General features: G+C 74.4%; 13 protein-coding genes. 5 read left to right on the top strand and 8 right to left on the bottom strand.

The window, feature by feature from the left end; all coding sequences use genetic code 11:
• Positions 1 to 38 precede the first annotated feature (38 nt).
• Complete coding sequence (locus SCAB_RS47905; protein WP_013005480.1) at positions 39 to 212, top strand: hypothetical protein; 174 nt, start codon at positions 39 to 41, stop codon at positions 210 to 212.
• Positions 213 to 376: 164 nt separating this feature from the next.
• On the opposite strand, the gene SCAB_RS38645 is transcribed toward SCAB_RS47905, so the two are convergent.
• Positions 377 to 940, bottom strand: a complete 564-nt coding sequence (locus tag SCAB_RS38645) for a hemerythrin domain-containing protein (protein ID WP_013005479.1) — start codon at positions 938 to 940, stop codon at positions 377 to 379.
• Positions 941 to 1225: 285 nt separating this feature from the next.
• On the opposite strand from SCAB_RS38645, the gene SCAB_RS38640 reads away from it, so the two are divergent.
• Positions 1226 to 2920, top strand: a complete 1695-nt coding sequence (locus SCAB_RS38640; protein WP_013005478.1) for a dolichyl-phosphate-mannose--protein mannosyltransferase — start codon at positions 1226 to 1228, stop codon at positions 2918 to 2920.
• A gap of 79 nt (positions 2921 to 2999) precedes the next feature.
• Here the strand turns inward: SCAB_RS38640 and SCAB_RS38635 are convergent, their stop codons facing one another.
• The 6 genes from SCAB_RS38635 to SCAB_RS38610 all read right to left on the bottom strand — a co-directional run bounded on the left by SCAB_RS38635 (position 3000) and on the right by SCAB_RS38610 (position 7891).
• Positions 3000 to 3578: a hypothetical protein gene (locus tag SCAB_RS38635; RefSeq protein WP_013005477.1), complete on the bottom strand. Its 579-nt coding sequence runs from the start codon at positions 3576 to 3578 to the stop codon at positions 3000 to 3002.
• Positions 3575 to 4954 carry a hypothetical protein gene (locus SCAB_RS38630; protein WP_013005476.1) on the bottom strand — a complete coding sequence of 460 codons (1380 nt, stop codon included), beginning with the start codon at positions 4952 to 4954 and terminating at the stop codon, positions 3575 to 3577. Before SCAB_RS38630 ends, SCAB_RS38635 begins: the two co-directional genes overlap by 4 nt.
• Positions 4951 to 5784: an ABC transporter ATP-binding protein gene (locus SCAB_RS38625; protein WP_013005475.1), complete on the bottom strand. Its 834-nt coding sequence runs from the start codon at positions 5782 to 5784 to the stop codon at positions 4951 to 4953. Before SCAB_RS38625 ends, SCAB_RS38630 begins: the two co-directional genes overlap by 4 nt.
• On the bottom strand, positions 5781 to 6605 hold the full coding sequence (locus SCAB_RS38620) for a zf-HC2 domain-containing protein (RefSeq protein WP_013005474.1): 825 nt from the start codon (positions 6603 to 6605) through the stop codon (positions 5781 to 5783). Before SCAB_RS38620 ends, SCAB_RS38625 begins: the two co-directional genes overlap by 4 nt.
• Positions 6602 to 7162 carry an RNA polymerase sigma factor gene (locus SCAB_RS38615; RefSeq protein WP_013005473.1) on the bottom strand — a complete coding sequence of 187 codons (561 nt, stop codon included), beginning with the start codon at positions 7160 to 7162 and terminating at the stop codon, positions 6602 to 6604. The genes SCAB_RS38620 and SCAB_RS38615 overlap by 4 nt, the downstream gene beginning before the upstream one ends.
• A 261-nt stretch (positions 7163 to 7423) precedes the next feature.
• The gene (locus SCAB_RS38610; RefSeq protein WP_013005472.1) at positions 7424 to 7891 is read right to left on the bottom strand and encodes a DUF5709 domain-containing protein; all 468 of its coding nucleotides are present in this window, start codon (positions 7889 to 7891) and stop codon (positions 7424 to 7426) included.
• A gap of 134 nt (positions 7892 to 8025) precedes the next feature.
• On the opposite strand from SCAB_RS38610, the gene SCAB_RS38605 reads away from it, so the two are divergent.
• The 3 genes from SCAB_RS38605 (at position 8026) to SCAB_RS38595 (ending at position 11429) form a co-directional block, all read left to right on the top strand.
• Positions 8026 to 9312 carry a cytochrome P450 gene (locus SCAB_RS38605; RefSeq protein ID WP_078580260.1) on the top strand — a complete coding sequence of 429 codons (1287 nt, stop codon included), beginning with the start codon at positions 8026 to 8028 and terminating at the stop codon, positions 9310 to 9312.
• Between the two features lie 83 nt (positions 9313 to 9395).
• Positions 9396 to 10160 (top strand): IclR family transcriptional regulator, encoded by a 765-nt coding sequence (locus SCAB_RS38600; protein WP_013005470.1) that lies wholly within the window; start codon positions 9396 to 9398, stop codon positions 10158 to 10160.
• 141 nt (positions 10161 to 10301) lie between these two features.
• The gene (locus SCAB_RS38595) at positions 10302 to 11429 is read left to right on the top strand and encodes a PP2C family protein-serine/threonine phosphatase (protein ID WP_013005469.1); all 1128 of its coding nucleotides are present in this window, start codon (positions 10302 to 10304) and stop codon (positions 11427 to 11429) included.
• Between the two features lie 31 nt (positions 11430 to 11460).
• On the opposite strand, the gene SCAB_RS38590 is transcribed toward SCAB_RS38595, so the two are convergent.
• On the bottom strand, positions 11461 to 14856 hold the full coding sequence (locus SCAB_RS38590) for a hypothetical protein (RefSeq protein WP_013005468.1): 3396 nt from the start codon (positions 14854 to 14856) through the stop codon (positions 11461 to 11463).
• Positions 14857 to 14980 lie beyond the last annotated feature (124 nt).

Below are 14980 nucleotides of genomic sequence, written 5' to 3'. Positions count from 1 at the left end.
GAAGAAACGATTCGGGTTCCGAAAGAAGATGAGGCGTCGTGAGTACGCACACCGTCGAAAAGCTCGTCGTCCGCGAGAGCGGCTGGGCCAAGTCCCGGCGTCGGCGTGGGAAGGGTGTGCGCCTGTGCCTTCCCGCGGTCGCCGACAGGAGGGACGGGGCCGAGGTGACGAGGGCCGGGGCCGATACGCACATCGTCAGGGGTGACGACTGACGCTGATGGCTGATGGCTGATGGCTGATGGCTGATGGCTGACCGGACGGCTGACGGCTGACCGGCGAGGGGCCGGTGGAGAAACAGTCGGAACTGTTTCTCCACCGGCCCCTCGCCTTACATCCGGTACCGCCTTCCCCAAACGGTACGCAGACGGTACGGGTGTCAGTCGTCCTTCCCCCGCCCGCTCAGCGCGTCGCGCATGCGGTCCACGAGGCCCATGCCGGGGGCGAGCAGCTTGTTGGCCGGAGGCGTGTCGGGGGCCGCCGGGTGGGGCCGGGTCGGCGCCGTCTTCTTGGCGGTGCGGACCTTGTCACCGAGGCTGTTCAGCGCCTCGGCCGAGCAGGACGCGCGCAGCCGGGGGAAGAGGTTCTCCTCCTCGTCCCGGATGTGCGCCCTGATCTCGGTCATCAGCTGGGTGATCAGCAGATCGAAGTCCGGGTCGTCGGCCTCGCACCGCTCCAGGGCCTTCAGGGTGCGCTCGGCCTCGGCGTGGTCCTCCAGTTCCCGGTCGGCGATCGCGTCGCCGTCCGGGACGTGCTCCCGGACGGCCGGGTAGAGGTACGCCTCCTCGGCGACCGAGTGACGCACCAGTTCGATGGTGACCTTGTCCACGCACTCCTTGCGCCGGGGATCCCCGGACGGCAGTGCCTCGATCTCGCCGAACATCTCCTCCACCTCGCCGTGGTCCGTGGTCAGTTCGGCGATGACGTCTCCACCGTGTCCCATGTCCCTCGCTCCTCTCCAGGGCGCAATCCGTGCGCGTCCGTCTGCGCATGGGTACCCGTCGGCCCGACAGGTCTTTCGATGCGACGCCGAGTACCCGCGAACGGCCCAGCCACGCAGGCCCGGACCGCGGGATGATCTCGACCACGGCAGGAAGGGCGCCCCGGCGCCGGCGGCCACTCGTACCGCGCCGGATCGGTCCTGCTAGCCTCCGGGCGCACCCCCGGCCCCGGCCGGAGGGCCACCGGCACGGCCCCGCCCGCACTCCCGAAGGACTACTTCACCGCGATGCTCCACGGCACCCGTTCGACGACGGCGCCCCTCGGCCGGAACGACCGTCTGCGCCTGTTCGGGTACCCCGGACGCCCGCGCGGCGACACCCGTGAGCGCCTGGTGCCGCCCTTCCCGGAGCCGTCGACCTGGCTCTGGGAGAGGGTGGGGCTCGGTCCGGAGCCCGCGTACCGCGTCGCGAGGGCGATGGCGTGGCTGGGGCCGCTGCTCGTCGCCCTGCTGGCAGGAACGGTTCGCTTCTGGCGTCTCGGCCGGCCCCACGAACTCGCCTTCGACGAGACCTATTACGCCAAGGACGCCTGGTCCCTGCTGCGGCTCGGCTACGAGGGCACCTGGCCGGACCGCAAGGTCGCCGACCCGCAGATCCTGGCCGACCCCCAGGTGATCTCCCTCTCGGACACCGGGAGTTTCGTCGCGCACCCGCCGACGGGCAAGTGGGTCATCGCCGTGGGCGAGGGGATGTTCGGTCTCGACCCGTTCGGCTGGCGCTTCATGACGGCCCTGCTGGGCACGCTGTCGGTCCTGATGCTGTGCCGGGTGGGGCGCCGGCTGTTCCGTTCGACGTTCCTGGGCTGTCTGGCGGGCCTGCTGATGGCCGTGGACGGGCTGCACTACGTGATGAGCCGGACCGCCCTGCTGGACCTGGTCGTCATGTTCTTCGTGCTGGCGGCCTTCGCCTGCCTACTGATCGACCGGGACCGCTCCCGGGCCCGGCTCGCGGCGGCCCTGCCGGTCGACGGCGACGGGCACGCCGGTCCGGACGCGGAGACCGGTGACCGTGCGGGGACCGGATGGCGGCCTTGGCGGCTCGCGGCCGGTGTCTGTCTCGGTCTGGCCGCCTCGACCAAGTGGAACGGCCTGTACTTCCTGGCCTTCTTCATGGTCCTGACCGTGCTGTGGGACGTCGGCGCCCGCCGGATCGCGGGGGCCCGCCACCCCTACCGGGCGGTGCTGCGCAAGGATCTCGGCCGGTCGGCGCTGTCCCTCGCCCCGGTGGCCGTGGTGACCTATGTGACGACGTGGACCGGCTGGTTCCTGACGGACGGCGGTTACGGACGGCAGTGGGCGGACGGCCGCGGCGGCGTGTGGTCGTGGATACCGGCCCCGCTGCGCAGTCTGTGGCACTACGAGGCGGCCGTGTACCGGTTCAACGTGAACCTCGACGCGTTCCACAAGTACGAGTCGAATCCCTGGAGTTGGCTGGTCCTCGGCCGCCCCGTGCTGTTCTCGTACCACTCCCCCGAACCCGGGGAGGCGGGCTGCCACGCGCTCACCGGTTGCTCACAGGCCGTCGTCGCGCTCGGTACGCCGCTGCTGTGGTGGTCGGCGTGCTGCGCGCTGGTGTATCTGCTCTTCCGGTGGGCCCTGCGCCGTGACTGGCGCGCGGGCGCCGTCCTGTGCGCCGTGGGCGCGGGCTATCTGCCGTGGTTCCTGTACCAGGACCGTACGACGTTCTCGTTCTACGCCGTCGTGTTCGTGCCGTACCTGTGTCTGGCCGTGGCGATGACGCTGGGCGCCCTGCTCGGTCCGCCGGGCGCGAGCGCGGAACGCCGCCACCGGGGAGCGGTGGCGGCGGGCACGCTCGTGCTGCTCATCGTGTGGAACTTCATCTACTTCTTCCCCGTCTACACGGGGACCACGATCCCGTATCCCGACTGGCAGACCCGGATGTGGCTCGACACCTGGATCTGACCGGTCCGGACAGGCGGACGGGGCCGGCCGTCGTGGCGGCCCCGCCGCACCCCGTCGTGGCGGCCCCGCCGTCGCACCGCTACCGCCTCGGGCCCGCGAGAGCGTACGCCGCCGTGCCGGTGAGCGCGAGGGCCAGGGCCGTCCAGGTGGCCGCCGGGGTGCCGGGGGCGAGGAGCATCCAGCTCGCCGCCCGTGTGGGCAGGCCGGTCGGGGGCGGGGCGAGGACGGTGTAGGACAGCCAGGCGATCGGCGGGGTCCACGCGTACCGCGCCCCGAACAGCACCGCCCCGAGGGCGGCCAGGCCCGTCAGACCGGCGCTGTCGCGGACGACGAACGCGGTGGTGACCCAGGAGTCCCCGCCGACCGTCCGCGCCGTGAGGAGCGCGGTGCCCGCGACCACCCCGATGAGCAGGACGTGTGCCGTCCGGCGGCGCCGCCAGGGGATCGCGGCCGTGCGGTCCAGCGCGAGATCCTGCCCGCCGAGCCCGATCGAGGCGGCCACCACCCCGGTGACCAGGACGAACACGGGCACCTTCGGATCACCCGGCCCTCCGCCGCCGTCCCGGGCGAAGGTCCACACCAGCGCCGTGCCGATCGCCAGCGCGGCGAGGGAGACCGGCACCTGCCGGGAGCGGGCGTACAGCGTCAGCCATCTCACCGGGACCCACCGCCGTCCAGTACGTCGAGCGGGTCGCCCTTGCAGGAGACGGCGGCGGAGTGCGCCGCCTTGACCCGTGCGACCTGTTCCGACCACGGCAGCGCCTTGAGTTCCCGCAGCACCGGGCCCGCCTCCCGCAGCTGCCTCTTCGGCTCGTGCAGGGCTCCGTCGAGCGGCTTCAGTTCACCGAGGACCCAGCCGGCCGCGACGCTCTGGGCCGCGATCTCGCCGAGCGTGCCGCTCTCGTTGGCGCTGCGGGCGAAGCAGACCGGCAGCATGCCCTGGCCGAGCAGGGCCCGGGTCATCGCCTCCCCCTTCGCCTCCGCGAACACGCTGTCGTCGAAGTCGATGAGCACGGCCGTGCGGGACCGCTCCGGCGGGTCGAAGAGCTCCCGGGGAGCGGTGCTCTCCCGTACGGACGTCGGTGCCTGGCTGCCGAGGGTGTCCCGCAGCAGCCTGAGCGCCTTCTTCCCGGGCTTCGCGAGGTCGGCGAGGTGGTCCTGGTGCACCCTCGCCACGCACACCCGGCCGTCGCACACGGGGGCCGCGGCGGACTCATCGACGACGTACGCCTGGCGCGCGTTCGCGGGAAAGAGCAACAGGGCGATCACCGCTCCCGCCAGGACGGGTGTCAGGGCGAGCAGGCGGGTGCGCTGGTTCGCGGCGAGCAGCAGCGCGAAGCCGGTCGCCGCCATGCCGAGCAGCCAGACGGTCTGGCCCAGGTGGACGGGGGCGGAAAGGGTGAGGAAGACGTCGCCCACGTACTCCACCGCCGGCGACAGCAGCGTGGCCCGGCCGGGTGGCGCGGCGCCCGGCGTCGTCGTGTCCGTCGAGATCCGCAGGAGGTTGAGGAACACGAACGCGGCCACGGCCAGGGCGGGCGGGACCAGCGGGGAGGGCAGGCTGCGCCCGACCCCCATGCCGAGGAAGAACCCCGCGACGAGGGAGAGTCCGGCCACGAGGGAGATCGGCAGCCAGCCCGGATGCGTGTACGAGGTGTTGCCGGCCACCTGCACCGCGCCCTGGAGGATGAGGAGCGTGAAGGCCGAGACCAGCGTGATCGCCGACGCGCCCGCGGTCGTCGCCGCCCGGTGCCGGGCGGGGCGTGGTGTGCTGGTCAGCAGCTCCGTCATCTTCGAACGGTGGTCGCGCAGCCCTTGGAGGGCGCCGAGTGCCATGGCGAGCGGCCACAGCAGAATCAGCAGGGAGCGGGTCCACAGGGCCATGGACGTCCACTGGGCCGTCCACATGGCCGTGCCCTTCCACCAGGGGCCGCTCAGCAGGTAGAGGAACGCCAGGGAGGAGAGCAGGGTCACGGCTCCGGCCCAGGGGGCGACGGAACGTCTCAACTCGGTGCGCAGGACGCGGGTGTTCACCAGGAGCCCCTTTCCTGCCGGGGGTCGAGCAGGAGCGCCGAGTAGCCGCGCTCCAGCGGGCTGTCGCCCACGTGGTCGGGTCCGCCCGCCGCGGCCAGCTCGTCCGGGGTGCCCTGGAAGACCAGCCGGCCCTCGGCGAAGAGCACCACGTCGGTGCAGGCGGCGGCGACGTCCTCCACCAGATGGGTCGAGACGACCACACAGGTGTCCGAGCCCAATTCCTGCAACAGCCGGCGGAACCGCAGCCGTTGGGCCGGGTCCAGGCCGGCCGTCGGCTCGTCGAGGAGCAGGATCACCGGGTCGTTGACGATGGCCTGGGCGATCCCGACGCGCCGCACCATGCCGCCCGACAGGGACTTCATCCGGTCGTCGGCGCGGTCCGCGAGGCCCACCCGTTCGACCGCCCGTTGCACCGCCGCGGGGATGTCCGCCTCGGGGACCTCCTTCAGCCAGGCCATGTACTCGACGAACTCGCGCACCGTGAAGCGCTTGTAGTAGCCGAACTCCTGCGGCAGGTAGCCGATGCGGCGGCGCAGGGCCCTGTGTTCGCCGAGGCCGCTCGCGGACTCGCCGAGCAGTTCGAGGGTTCCCCCGGCGGGGCGCAGCACGGTGGCCAGCGCCCGGATGAGGGTGGTCTTGCCGGCCCCGTTGGGTCCGAGCAGGCCGTGCACGCCGGTGCCGAGCGACAGGTCGAGTCCGTCGACCGCCATGCGTTTCCTGCCGGCCCGCACCTTCAGCCCCGTGGCCCGGATCTCCCAGGCGTAGGATGTCGGTGCGAGGTCGGCCGCGCTCACCGCGGACATCACGTGGTGTTCCTTCCGGTCGTTCATCGATGGGCTCCCAGCACGGTGTACGCGCCCCTGCGGGCGATCACGACACCGATGCCGAGGGTGAGGATCAGCCCCCACACGGGCAGACCGTCGGTCTGCAGGGTCACGGGGGTACGGCTGGTGGCCAGGGCCGGTGCCACGACCACGGCCGCCCACACCGCGACCAGCGCGACGGCGGCCCGGGTCACCCCGACGACTCCGCCGAGCGCCAGGGCGGCCGAGGTGAACGCCAGGGAGGGCAGCAGCCACTGGGCGGCCGTCACCCCTGTCGCCCAGCCGCCCGCCAGCAGGGCGGGGATGACGACGGCGAGCACGGACGCGGTGCGCCGCAGCACCAGCGGGAGTCCGGCCCTGGGCGCGGAGGCGGTCAGCTCGTACGCCGGGTCCAGGCCCCGTGACCACGAGGCCGCGACGCCCAGCACGGGCAGGACGGGAGCCAGCAGCAGCACCAGGGACACCTGGCCGGATCCGGATCCGGTGTCGACGGCGTCGAGCAGCAGCGCGAGCAGCGTCACGCTCGCGATCATGGCCAGCCACGGCGCGGTCGTGGGCGTCAGCCATCTCGCCGGCCGCGCCGACCGGCGACGGCGCCGGGGCATGGTGGCGGTGGTGGCCAGCCGGGGTTCGAGGGCGGACCAGACGGTCCCGACCACGGCCGTCACCTCGGGCGCGGTCGCCGTCACGGCGGCCGAGAGCCGGTAACGGCACTCCCGGCACCGCTCCAGATGGGCCTCCAGGGCCCACACGTCGTCGGCACCGAGCGCGGTGTCGCCGCGCGTGTAACCGTCGATGATCCGTGTCGAGGCGTGTTCGACGCTCATGCCAGGGCCCTCCGCATCTCGGTCCGGGCCCGGCGGGCGCGGGTCTTGACCGTGCCCTCGGGCACGCCGAGCAGGACCGAGGTCTCCCGGACGGACAGCCCGTCGAGCACCATGGCCTGCAGTACCTGTCTGAGTTCGGGCGCGAGGCGCCGCAGCGCGTCCCCGACGTCACCGCCGACGGTCGCGGCGAGCGCCTCCTCCTCGGCCGCGGGAGCCAGGGGCCGCCCGGCGGCCGCGGGAGGCGGTTCGGCGTGGTGGGCCCGGCGGCGGAACGCGTCGACGAGACGGCGCGCCGCGATGGTCCACAGCCAGCCGACGGCGCTCCCGCCGACCGCGGCCCCGGCGAACGCGCCCGCCGCGCGCCACACCGCCAGATACGTCTCCTGCATGACCTCGGCGACGATCTGCTCGTCGGCGCAGCGGCGCCGCAGCCGCACCGCGAGCCATGGCGCGGTGCGCCGGTACAGCTCCTCGAACGCCGCGCGGTCCCCCTTGGCCACCAGCCGGACGAGGCGCTCCTCGTCCGGCTCCTGCGGTGCCTTCCTGACTGATCTCACACCCCCTAGACGCGGGGCCCGTGCGACGGGTTTTCGATCGGACGTGATCCGCGTCACGTCCTGACGCCCACCGGTGGCGGCGGGGTGCTCACCCCGCGGAGCGGTACGTCAGGGGGCGGCGAGGGGGTGTGCCGACCGGCTCCGGCTGGTCCGGCCCTCTCTCCTTCCGTCCCGCCCACCCGGCCGACCGGCCTTCGTGATCTCCCGTTCTCCGGTGCCGCGTTCCCCTGTTCCCCGTTCCCCCCTTCCCCCGTTCCCCGGTCAGGGCAGCCGGTCGTCCGGGACGACGTGCATCGCCGCCTCCTCGGCGCCGGCCGCGCCACCGTCGATGCCCTCGTCCTCGGCGACGAGTTCCTTGGTGGTGTCCGTCCGCACGCCCTCGTCGGGAGCGACCAGGCGGCCCGCGCGGTCCGTACCGGCCTCCGGGTCCACCGGCTCGCCCTCACCGCCCGGCAGGTCGCCGATCCCGTCACCGGGCGGCACCTCCACGTCGGGGACCTCCTGCCGCAGCCGGTCGTCCAGGGACTCCCCCTCGTGCTGCTCGGCCGCCGTGGTGCCGCTGCGGGTGACACCCAGCGGCTTCTCGGGCGGCGAGTAGCCCTCGTCCAGGATGTCGTCGTAGGTGCGCTCGTCGAGCGCGTCCTGGAGGTCCAGCGGCGAGGCGTCCTCCTGCTCCTCGTTGCCGCCGGTGGGCTGGTAGGCGTCGTCCGCCATGTTCTCGTCGGTCATGATCGCCTCCGGGGACGTCGGCTGGTTGCTGTTGTCTGCGGAGTACCGGGTTCCCCCGGTGTGACACCTGCGGGTCCGGTCGGGGCGCCGCGTCGCCGGGTTACCGGGGAGGCCGGGCGGGCACCCGGGTGGGCATGATGCACAGTCGCCGCACCCCGCTCGTCGACAGTTCGCTCTCGTTGCTGGTCAGGGGATACACCTGGCTGCCCGACCGCCGGCGCCGCACCACGGGTCCGCTGGTCCGGGCCCGGCTGACGGGCCGGCCCGCCGTGGCGCTGCGGGGCCCCGAGGCCGTGCGGTTCTTCTACGACGAACGGCATGTGGAACGGGCGTCGGCGCTGCCCGGCCCGGTGCTCGGCACGCTCTTCGGCCACGGCGCCGTGCACACGCTGGACGGGCCGCCCCATCGCGTGCGCAAGGACCTGTTCCTCTCCCTGCTCACCGGTCCGAAGGCCGTCGCCGGCCTGGTGGACCATGTCACCAGGGCCTGGGACGCGGCCGAGGCGTCCTGGCCGCACCGGCCCTCCGTCGTCCTGTTCGACGAGGCGAGCCGGGTGCTCACCCTGGGCGTCTGCCGGTGGGCCGGGATCCCCCTGCACGACCGTGACGCCGACGGCGCGGCCCCGGCCGCCGACCTGGTCGCCATGGTCGACGGCTTCGCCACGCCGGGACCCCGGCACTGGCGGGCCCGCCGCGCCCGCGGTCGCCGTGAGGCGTGGCTGGCCCGTCTGGTGTCGGACGTCCGCGAGGGGGCCGCCACGGCACCCGCCGGATCGGCGCTGGACGTCGTGGCCCGGCACGAGGACGCCGACGGCCTGCCCCTGGACCCGCACACCGCAGCGGTCGAACTGCTCAACGTCATCCGTCCCACCGTCGCCGTGTGCTGGTTCGTCGCCTACGCCGGGCACGCGCTGCACCTCAGGCCCGACGTACGGGAACGGCTGGCCGAGGCCGATCCCGAGTACGCGGTGGCGTTCGCCCACGAGCTGCGGCGCTTCTACCCGTTCGCCCCGTTCGTCGGCGGGCGGGCCGTCACCGACCTGGAATGGAGGGGCGAGCCGATCCCGGCGGGCGCCCTGGTCCTGCTCGACCTGTACGGGCAGAACCACGACCCCGGCCAGTGGGACCTTCCGTACACCTTCGAACCCCAGCGGTTCCTGGAGCGCCCGCCCGGCCGCGACGACCTCGTACCGCAGGGCGGCGGCGACCGCGCGACCGGTCATCGCTGCCCCGGCGAGGACGTCACCGTCGCGCTGCTGCGGACCCTGGGGCCGCGGCTCGCCCGGCTGGAGTACGCCGTGCCCCCTCAGGACCTGCGGATCCCGCTGACGCGGATGCCGGCGCGGGTGCGCAGCGGCTTCGTCATGGAGTCCGTGCGCGTACCGGAACGGGTCCGGGTGGCCGGGCGAGCGGCGGGGTGACGGCCCGGGGCCCAGCGCCGACGCCGCGCAGAAGGCGGGGGGCGGCGCTTGCCCGGTCCGCGCGACCGGCGCACGCTGGTCCTATGGCTGAGCACGACGGCCCCGGCCCCACGCTCATCACCTCCGTCCAGCGCGCCTTCCGCCTGCTGGAGGCGGTGAGCGCGCACGAGAACGGCGCGCCGGCGAAGCAGCTGGCCCGCGAGACCGGGCTGCCCCTGGCCACCGCCTATCACCTGCTGCGGACCCTGGTCCACGACGGCTACCTGCGCAAACTGGCCGACGGCGGCTTCGTCCTGGGGGACAAGGTGCAGGCGCTGCACACCACCGGACGGGGTCAGGCGCTGCTCAGCCGGGTCCGTCCGACGCTCGCCGCCCTGCGGGACGAGCTGGCCGGCGCCGCCTACCTCACCTTCTACGAGGACGGCGAGATCCGGGTCGCCGAGATCGTGGACAGCCCCCGGGCACCCCGGGTCGATCTCTGGGTGGGTTTCGAGGACGCCGGGCACGCCACGGCGCTCGGCAAGTCGGTGCTGCGCGAGCTGGACGCGGACGCCCGCAAGGACTACCTCTCCCGGCACCACCTGGCCGACCTCACCCCCAGGACCATCACCGACGCCCCGGAGCTGCTCCGGCGGCTGGACTCCTCCCCCGTGGCCCCGGCCGTCACGGACCTGGAGGAGTACGCCCTCGGCACGGTCTGCATCGCGGTGCCCGTCTACAGCGGGGACACGCTCGGCTCGCTCGGCGTGTCGCTGCGTGCGGACCGGCTCTCCCGGCTGCCGGAGGTACGGGCGCGGCTTCTTCCGATCGCGAGCCGGGTGACCAGGGGCCTGTCGCTCACTATCTGAAATCCATGTCCTTGTGACGCCCGCACAGATCCCCTTTCCTGTTTAAAACGGACAATTCCGGAGCCGAGGGCTCCACGCACAGGTGAGGATCGCGGGCGATACATGAGTCACACCCGAGAGCTTTGCGGCGACCACAGGCCGATGCCGAACCGCCCGTCCCGGACGCCCGCGTCCGGGACGGGCAGGGCGGCCCGCCAGCGGGTCGCCACACAGCTGGCCTCCGGTACGCCCGCTCTGCCCGTGCTGATCGTCTCCGTGATCGTGTTCGTCGGCCTGGTCGGCGGACCCGGGCTGACCTGGCTGCCACTGCTCGCCGCGGGGCCCGCGCTGGCCGCCACCACCAGCGGGCCGCGCGGCGTGCTCTGCGTCGGCCTCCTCGCCGGGGTGCTGGGCACGATGCTCGGCGTGCGGGACGGCGCCCCGGCCAGGGAGCTGGCCGCCGTGCTGTCCGCGCTCGTCGCCGTCTCCCTGGCGAGCGCCCTGGCCGGGGCCCTGCGCGGAGAGCGCGAGCGGGTGCTCGCGGCGGTCCGCTCGGTCGCCGAGGCCGCCCAGCACGCGCTGCTCCAGCCGGTACCGGCGACCGTCGGCCCGTTCCAGGTGGCCGTCCGCTACAGCGCCGCGGCGGCCGAGGCCCGCATCGGCGGCGACCTGTACGCCCTCATCCCCACCCCGTACGGGGTACGGCTGATCGTCGGCGACGTGCGCGGCAAAGGGCTGCCCGCCGTCGGGATCGCCGCCCTGGTGCTCGGCGTCTTCCGCGAGGCGGCGTACGAGGAGCCCGATCTCCTCGCCGTCGTCGACCGGATCGAGCGGAGCCTGGCGCGCAACCTCCGCAGCGACGACTTCGTGACGGCCGTCGTCGCCGGGCACCCCCGGCCGGGCCGCCTGGAGCTGGTCAACTGCGGGCACGCGCCCCCGCTACTGGTGCGCGGCTCGGACGTCGTACCCGTGGAGCCCGACTGCCCGGCCCCGCCCCTGGGACTGCGCGCGCTCACGGGTGAGACACCCGGACTGCGGACCCTGCCCTTCGGCGACGAGGATCAGCTGCTGCTCTACACCGACGGTGTCACCGAGGCACGCGACCGCGACCGCGCGTTCTATCCGCTCGCCGAGCGTCTGGCCCGCCATGTGTCCGACGAGCCGGCCCACACCCTCTCGGCACTCCACGACGAACTGCTCACCCACGTGGGGGGCCGGCTCCACGACGACGCGGCACTGCTCCTGCTCCGTAAGCCGGGCGCGGCGGACGGGGCGGGTGCCACCGGCTAGCCGGAGGCGGCGCAGGCATCGGCTCGGGCGGTCATTCGCGATCCGTCAGGGTCGTGTACGCCTCGCGCCGTACGTCGGCGTGGGGGTGGCGGCGCAGCAGGCGCAGCAGCGCGCGCCACTCCTCGGGCCACCCGAGAGCGCTGCCCGTGTTCCGCACGAGACCGGTCGCCAGCAGCCCCTGCGCCGCCCCGCCGTCGTGGGCGAACCGGTCGGCGGCGGTCAGCAGGGCCTCGGCGGCGCGCGGATGCGCGTGGTGCGGGGAGAACCTCCGCAGGTGGCCGGCCGTGTGGACCGCGGTGGTGACCCCCGCGCCCTCCAGGGACGCCGCCAGGTGCCCCAGCCGTTTCAGCAGCACGTCCGGCTCCAGGGTGTGATCGGCCGACTGGGCCAGCAGTTGGGCGCGTTCGGTCACGAGCAGGGGTTCCGGCGCCAGCTGGTCCGCGACCGCCTCCAGCAGCTCGGGCCGTACTCCCTCGACGTAGGCGAACGACACCAGGCTCCGCAGTCGCTGCAGTGCCGGGAGGTCCCGGTCCGGGAGCGCGTCGGCGCCGCCCTCCGGCGTGTGCAGCGCGGCCAGCAGCGCGGCCACCGTGTCGTGCAGGACGCTGCCCGGCGCGGCACCGCCGACGGGGTGCGGCAGTTCGGAGGCGGCCAGCTCACGCAGCACCCCTTCCGCGGACCGCCAGTGCGTCCGGTCCGGGAGATCACGGACGATGCCGGCGATCCGCACGGCCAGTCCGGGTGCGTGGCGGCACCACACTCCCATGGCGCGCAGCACGGCGTAGCCGCCCTCGAAACCCTCGCTGCGCGCGAGGGCCGCGCCGTAGGTGCCGAGGACCACGGTGGCGTACGCGCGGCGGTGCGTGTCGGCCAACTCCCAGGGGCTGACGGCCAGGAGGGCGTCGTGGACGGTCCTGGTGTCGTCGTCGGCGACCTCGTCGAGCAGTCGCCATGCCTCCGGATCGCCGAGCAGCGGCGGCAGGACACGGACGACGGCGGCCCGTACGTCCGGGTGCCGGTCGGGGGCGTGGAAGGTGCTCGCCAGCAGGGAGACCGCCTTCCGGGGCGGCAGGAAGCGGGCGGCGAGGCGTACGGCCTCCTTACGGGCGGTGACCTTCGCGGGGCGCTCACCGGTGAGCAACGCGCCCAGGGCAAGGGCGAGTTCGGAGGGCGCGGTGAAGCGGGCGGCGCGTGCCGCCGCGTACACGGCGACCCTGGCCCGGTCGTCGCCCGCGTGTTCCAGCAGTGTCGCGAGGGTGTCCTGGGGGCGGTCGGCCCGGGGCAGCGCACCGAGCGCGGCCTCGGCGACGACCACCTCCGGATCGTCCGTGTGCGCGAGCGCCAGGGCCCGCCCGAACTCGGGGACCGCGGCCGCGCCCCGGATCAGGGCGGCCCGCTCGTCGAGCGGGAGCGAGTCGTCCGCGACAGCCCGGCCGGCCTGCCGGACCGCCGCCCGCTGCTGACGGGGCAGCCAGCGGTCGCTGTCGTCGAGGTCGGGCAGGGGGCACCGGGCCCCGTCCGGCAGGAAGCGCCCGTACGGCGGGGACGCGTCGAGGAGGGTGTCCAGCAGATCGGTGCGCCGCCGGGCCAGCACGCGTCGCACGGGCGGGAGCACGACCGACGACGGTTCCAGGCCGACGATCCTGGCGACCCGTTCGTCGCGGGTCCCCGGTGCGGCCAGCCACAGCTCGGCGGCCGCCCGGAAGGTGTCGTCGTCGCCGCGCTCCAGAGCCGTGGCCAGGTATTCCTGCAGTTCGGGCAGCCGCCGGGCGCGTGGTCCGAGGGCGGCGGCCAGGGCCAGGAGCAGCCGGAAGTCGGCCCGGTCCGCCCCGGCGTCGAGCCAGGAGCGCAGGGCGTCGAACACCTGCAGCTCCTGGCCGCGCCGCAGGACGCGGTGGAGCGGGCCGAGGTCGGGGACGCCGACGCGGCGGGTGAGGCGTTCCAGGACGCGCAGGGCGCAGTCCCGCAACTCCGCCTCGCCGTCGGTGGCGTGCTCGACGAACAGGCGTACGGCGAGGGTACGCAGTGCCGTCGTCGTGTCCGCCGAGGCGTCCCGCGCCTCCAGGGCGTCGGCGGCGAGCGCGTCCAGCAGCGGGACGTGCTCGGGCCCGAAGACGCGCGGAGGCGTCTCGGCGAGCGCGCCGAGCGCGGCGGCGCGGACCGGGTCCCGGTCGTTGCGCAGTCGGCGTCCGGCGACGGTCAGCAGGTCGGAGATCGCCTCCCGGCTCCCGTCGAGGGCGGCGCAGGTCACGAACAGCGGCCAGGCCGTGGCCCGGTCGTCCGCGTCGGGCCGCCCGAGGGCGGCGACCAGCTCGGCGCGCGCCGCGTCGAAGGGACCGTGGGCGAGGGTGTCCAGGTCCTCCCACCAGTAGCCGGTGCCGTCGGACTCGGCCAGGATGCGCCGGACCTCCGCCCAGCGGCGCTCCCGGGGCAGCAGAGCGAGGGCGCCGAGGGCCACGTCCCAGTTCCGCACCCCCACGGCGACCGCGTCCATGAACGCGGCACGCCGGCCGGGTGCCATGGCGTTCATCAGCGTGGCGAAGTGGGGACCGCGGTGGAGCCAGTGGCGGCCCAGCGCGATCAGCGACGAGGGCTCGGCCCGCACCAGCCGGCGCACCACCCCGGGCGGGGGCAGCGGCTCGTGGCGCTGTCCCCGCCGGACGGGGGCGGCGATCCAGGCGATCACGCGTTCGGCGTCGGCGGCGGCCAGGGGGCCGAGCGCCCTGACGAGCACGCGCGGCGGACTGCTGGGGCCGTGCCGCTCCAGCAGGGCCAGCACCCGCTCGGGGCGCCGTGGCGCGAGGGCCGCGACCGTGGTGGCGTGCACGCGCCACCACTCCTCCCGCCGCTGCACGCCGGCCCGGTCGGCCAGGGTCCGCTCGGCGTGGTCCAGGACCGGGTCGGGGTGCCGGACGGCGAGCCGCGTCCAGCCGTCGACGGCGTGGGCCAGCGCGGGCAACTCCCGTGCCACGAACGGGGTGGAGCAGGCCGGCAGCAGCCGCGCGGCCTCGGCGTCACCCCATTCCGCGCGCAGGCGCGCCACCAGCCGTTCGGCGAGCGCGCTGCGGCCTCCGGAGGCGAGCAGCCGGGCCAGCCGCTGCCGCAGCACGGCCGGCGCGTCGTCGTAGGCCGCCTCCACCGCCTCGTCCGGGACGGGCAGATCGCGCACGGCGCGACGGGCGTATCCGGCGACCACCGGGTCCGTGTCGGCCAGCCGGGCCGCGAGAAACTCGGCGTCGCGTCCGACGAGCGCCGCCAGCGCCGCGAGCCGCCGCTCGTAGGCTCCGTGTCCGTCGAGTTCGGTCAGGAGCGGGGCGAGCGTCCCGGCGTCCGCGAGCCGGCGTGCGGTCCGCGCCGTCAGGGTCAGCCGGGCGGGGAACGGCAGGGGTTCGAGGGCGGCGAGCAGTTCCTCGGCGGCGGTCGGCATGCGCCGATTGTGCCGGGCAAGATCCGTTCGCGCGATCGAATATGCACGCGTCGCACCGGCGGTGAACCAGTGGGTCCCGACGAACGGGTGCTGACGAACGGTGCTGACGGGGGGTGCTGACGGG

The organism is Streptomyces scabiei 87.22, from assembly GCF_000091305.1.
In the GTDB taxonomy this organism is placed as follows: Bacteria; Actinomycetota; Actinomycetes; order Streptomycetales; family Streptomycetaceae; genus Streptomyces; species Streptomyces scabiei.
This window is presented reverse-complemented; position numbering and strand designations above follow the sequence as displayed.

What these genes read in the sequence shown, in the direction of transcription:
- SCAB_RS38645 (WP_013005479.1), bottom strand. Translation starts at nt 940, where the DNA reads ATGGGACACGGTGGAGACGTCATCGCCGAACTGACCACGGACCACGGC.
- SCAB_RS38640 (WP_013005478.1), top strand. Translation starts at nt 1,226, where the DNA reads ATGCTCCACGGCACCCGTTCGACGACGGCGCCCCTCGGCCGGAACGAC.
- SCAB_RS38625 (WP_013005475.1), bottom strand. Translation starts at nt 5,784, where the DNA reads ATGAACGACCGGAAGGAACACCACGTGATGTCCGCGGTGAGCGCGGCC.
- SCAB_RS38620 (WP_013005474.1), bottom strand. Translation starts at nt 6,605, where the DNA reads ATGAGCGTCGAACACGCCTCGACACGGATCATCGACGGTTACACGCGC.
- SCAB_RS38610 (WP_013005472.1), bottom strand. Translation starts at nt 7,891, where the DNA reads ATGACCGACGAGAACATGGCGGACGACGCCTACCAGCCCACCGGCGGC.
- SCAB_RS38605 (WP_078580260.1), top strand. Translation starts at nt 8,026, where the DNA reads ATGATGCACAGTCGCCGCACCCCGCTCGTCGACAGTTCGCTCTCGTTG.
- SCAB_RS38600 (WP_013005470.1), top strand. Translation starts at nt 9,396, where the DNA reads ATGGCTGAGCACGACGGCCCCGGCCCCACGCTCATCACCTCCGTCCAG.
- SCAB_RS38595 (WP_013005469.1), top strand. Translation starts at nt 10,302, where the DNA reads ATGCCGAACCGCCCGTCCCGGACGCCCGCGTCCGGGACGGGCAGGGCG.
- SCAB_RS38590 (WP_013005468.1), bottom strand. Translation starts at nt 14,856, where the DNA reads ATGCCGACCGCCGCCGAGGAACTGCTCGCCGCCCTCGAACCCCTGCCG.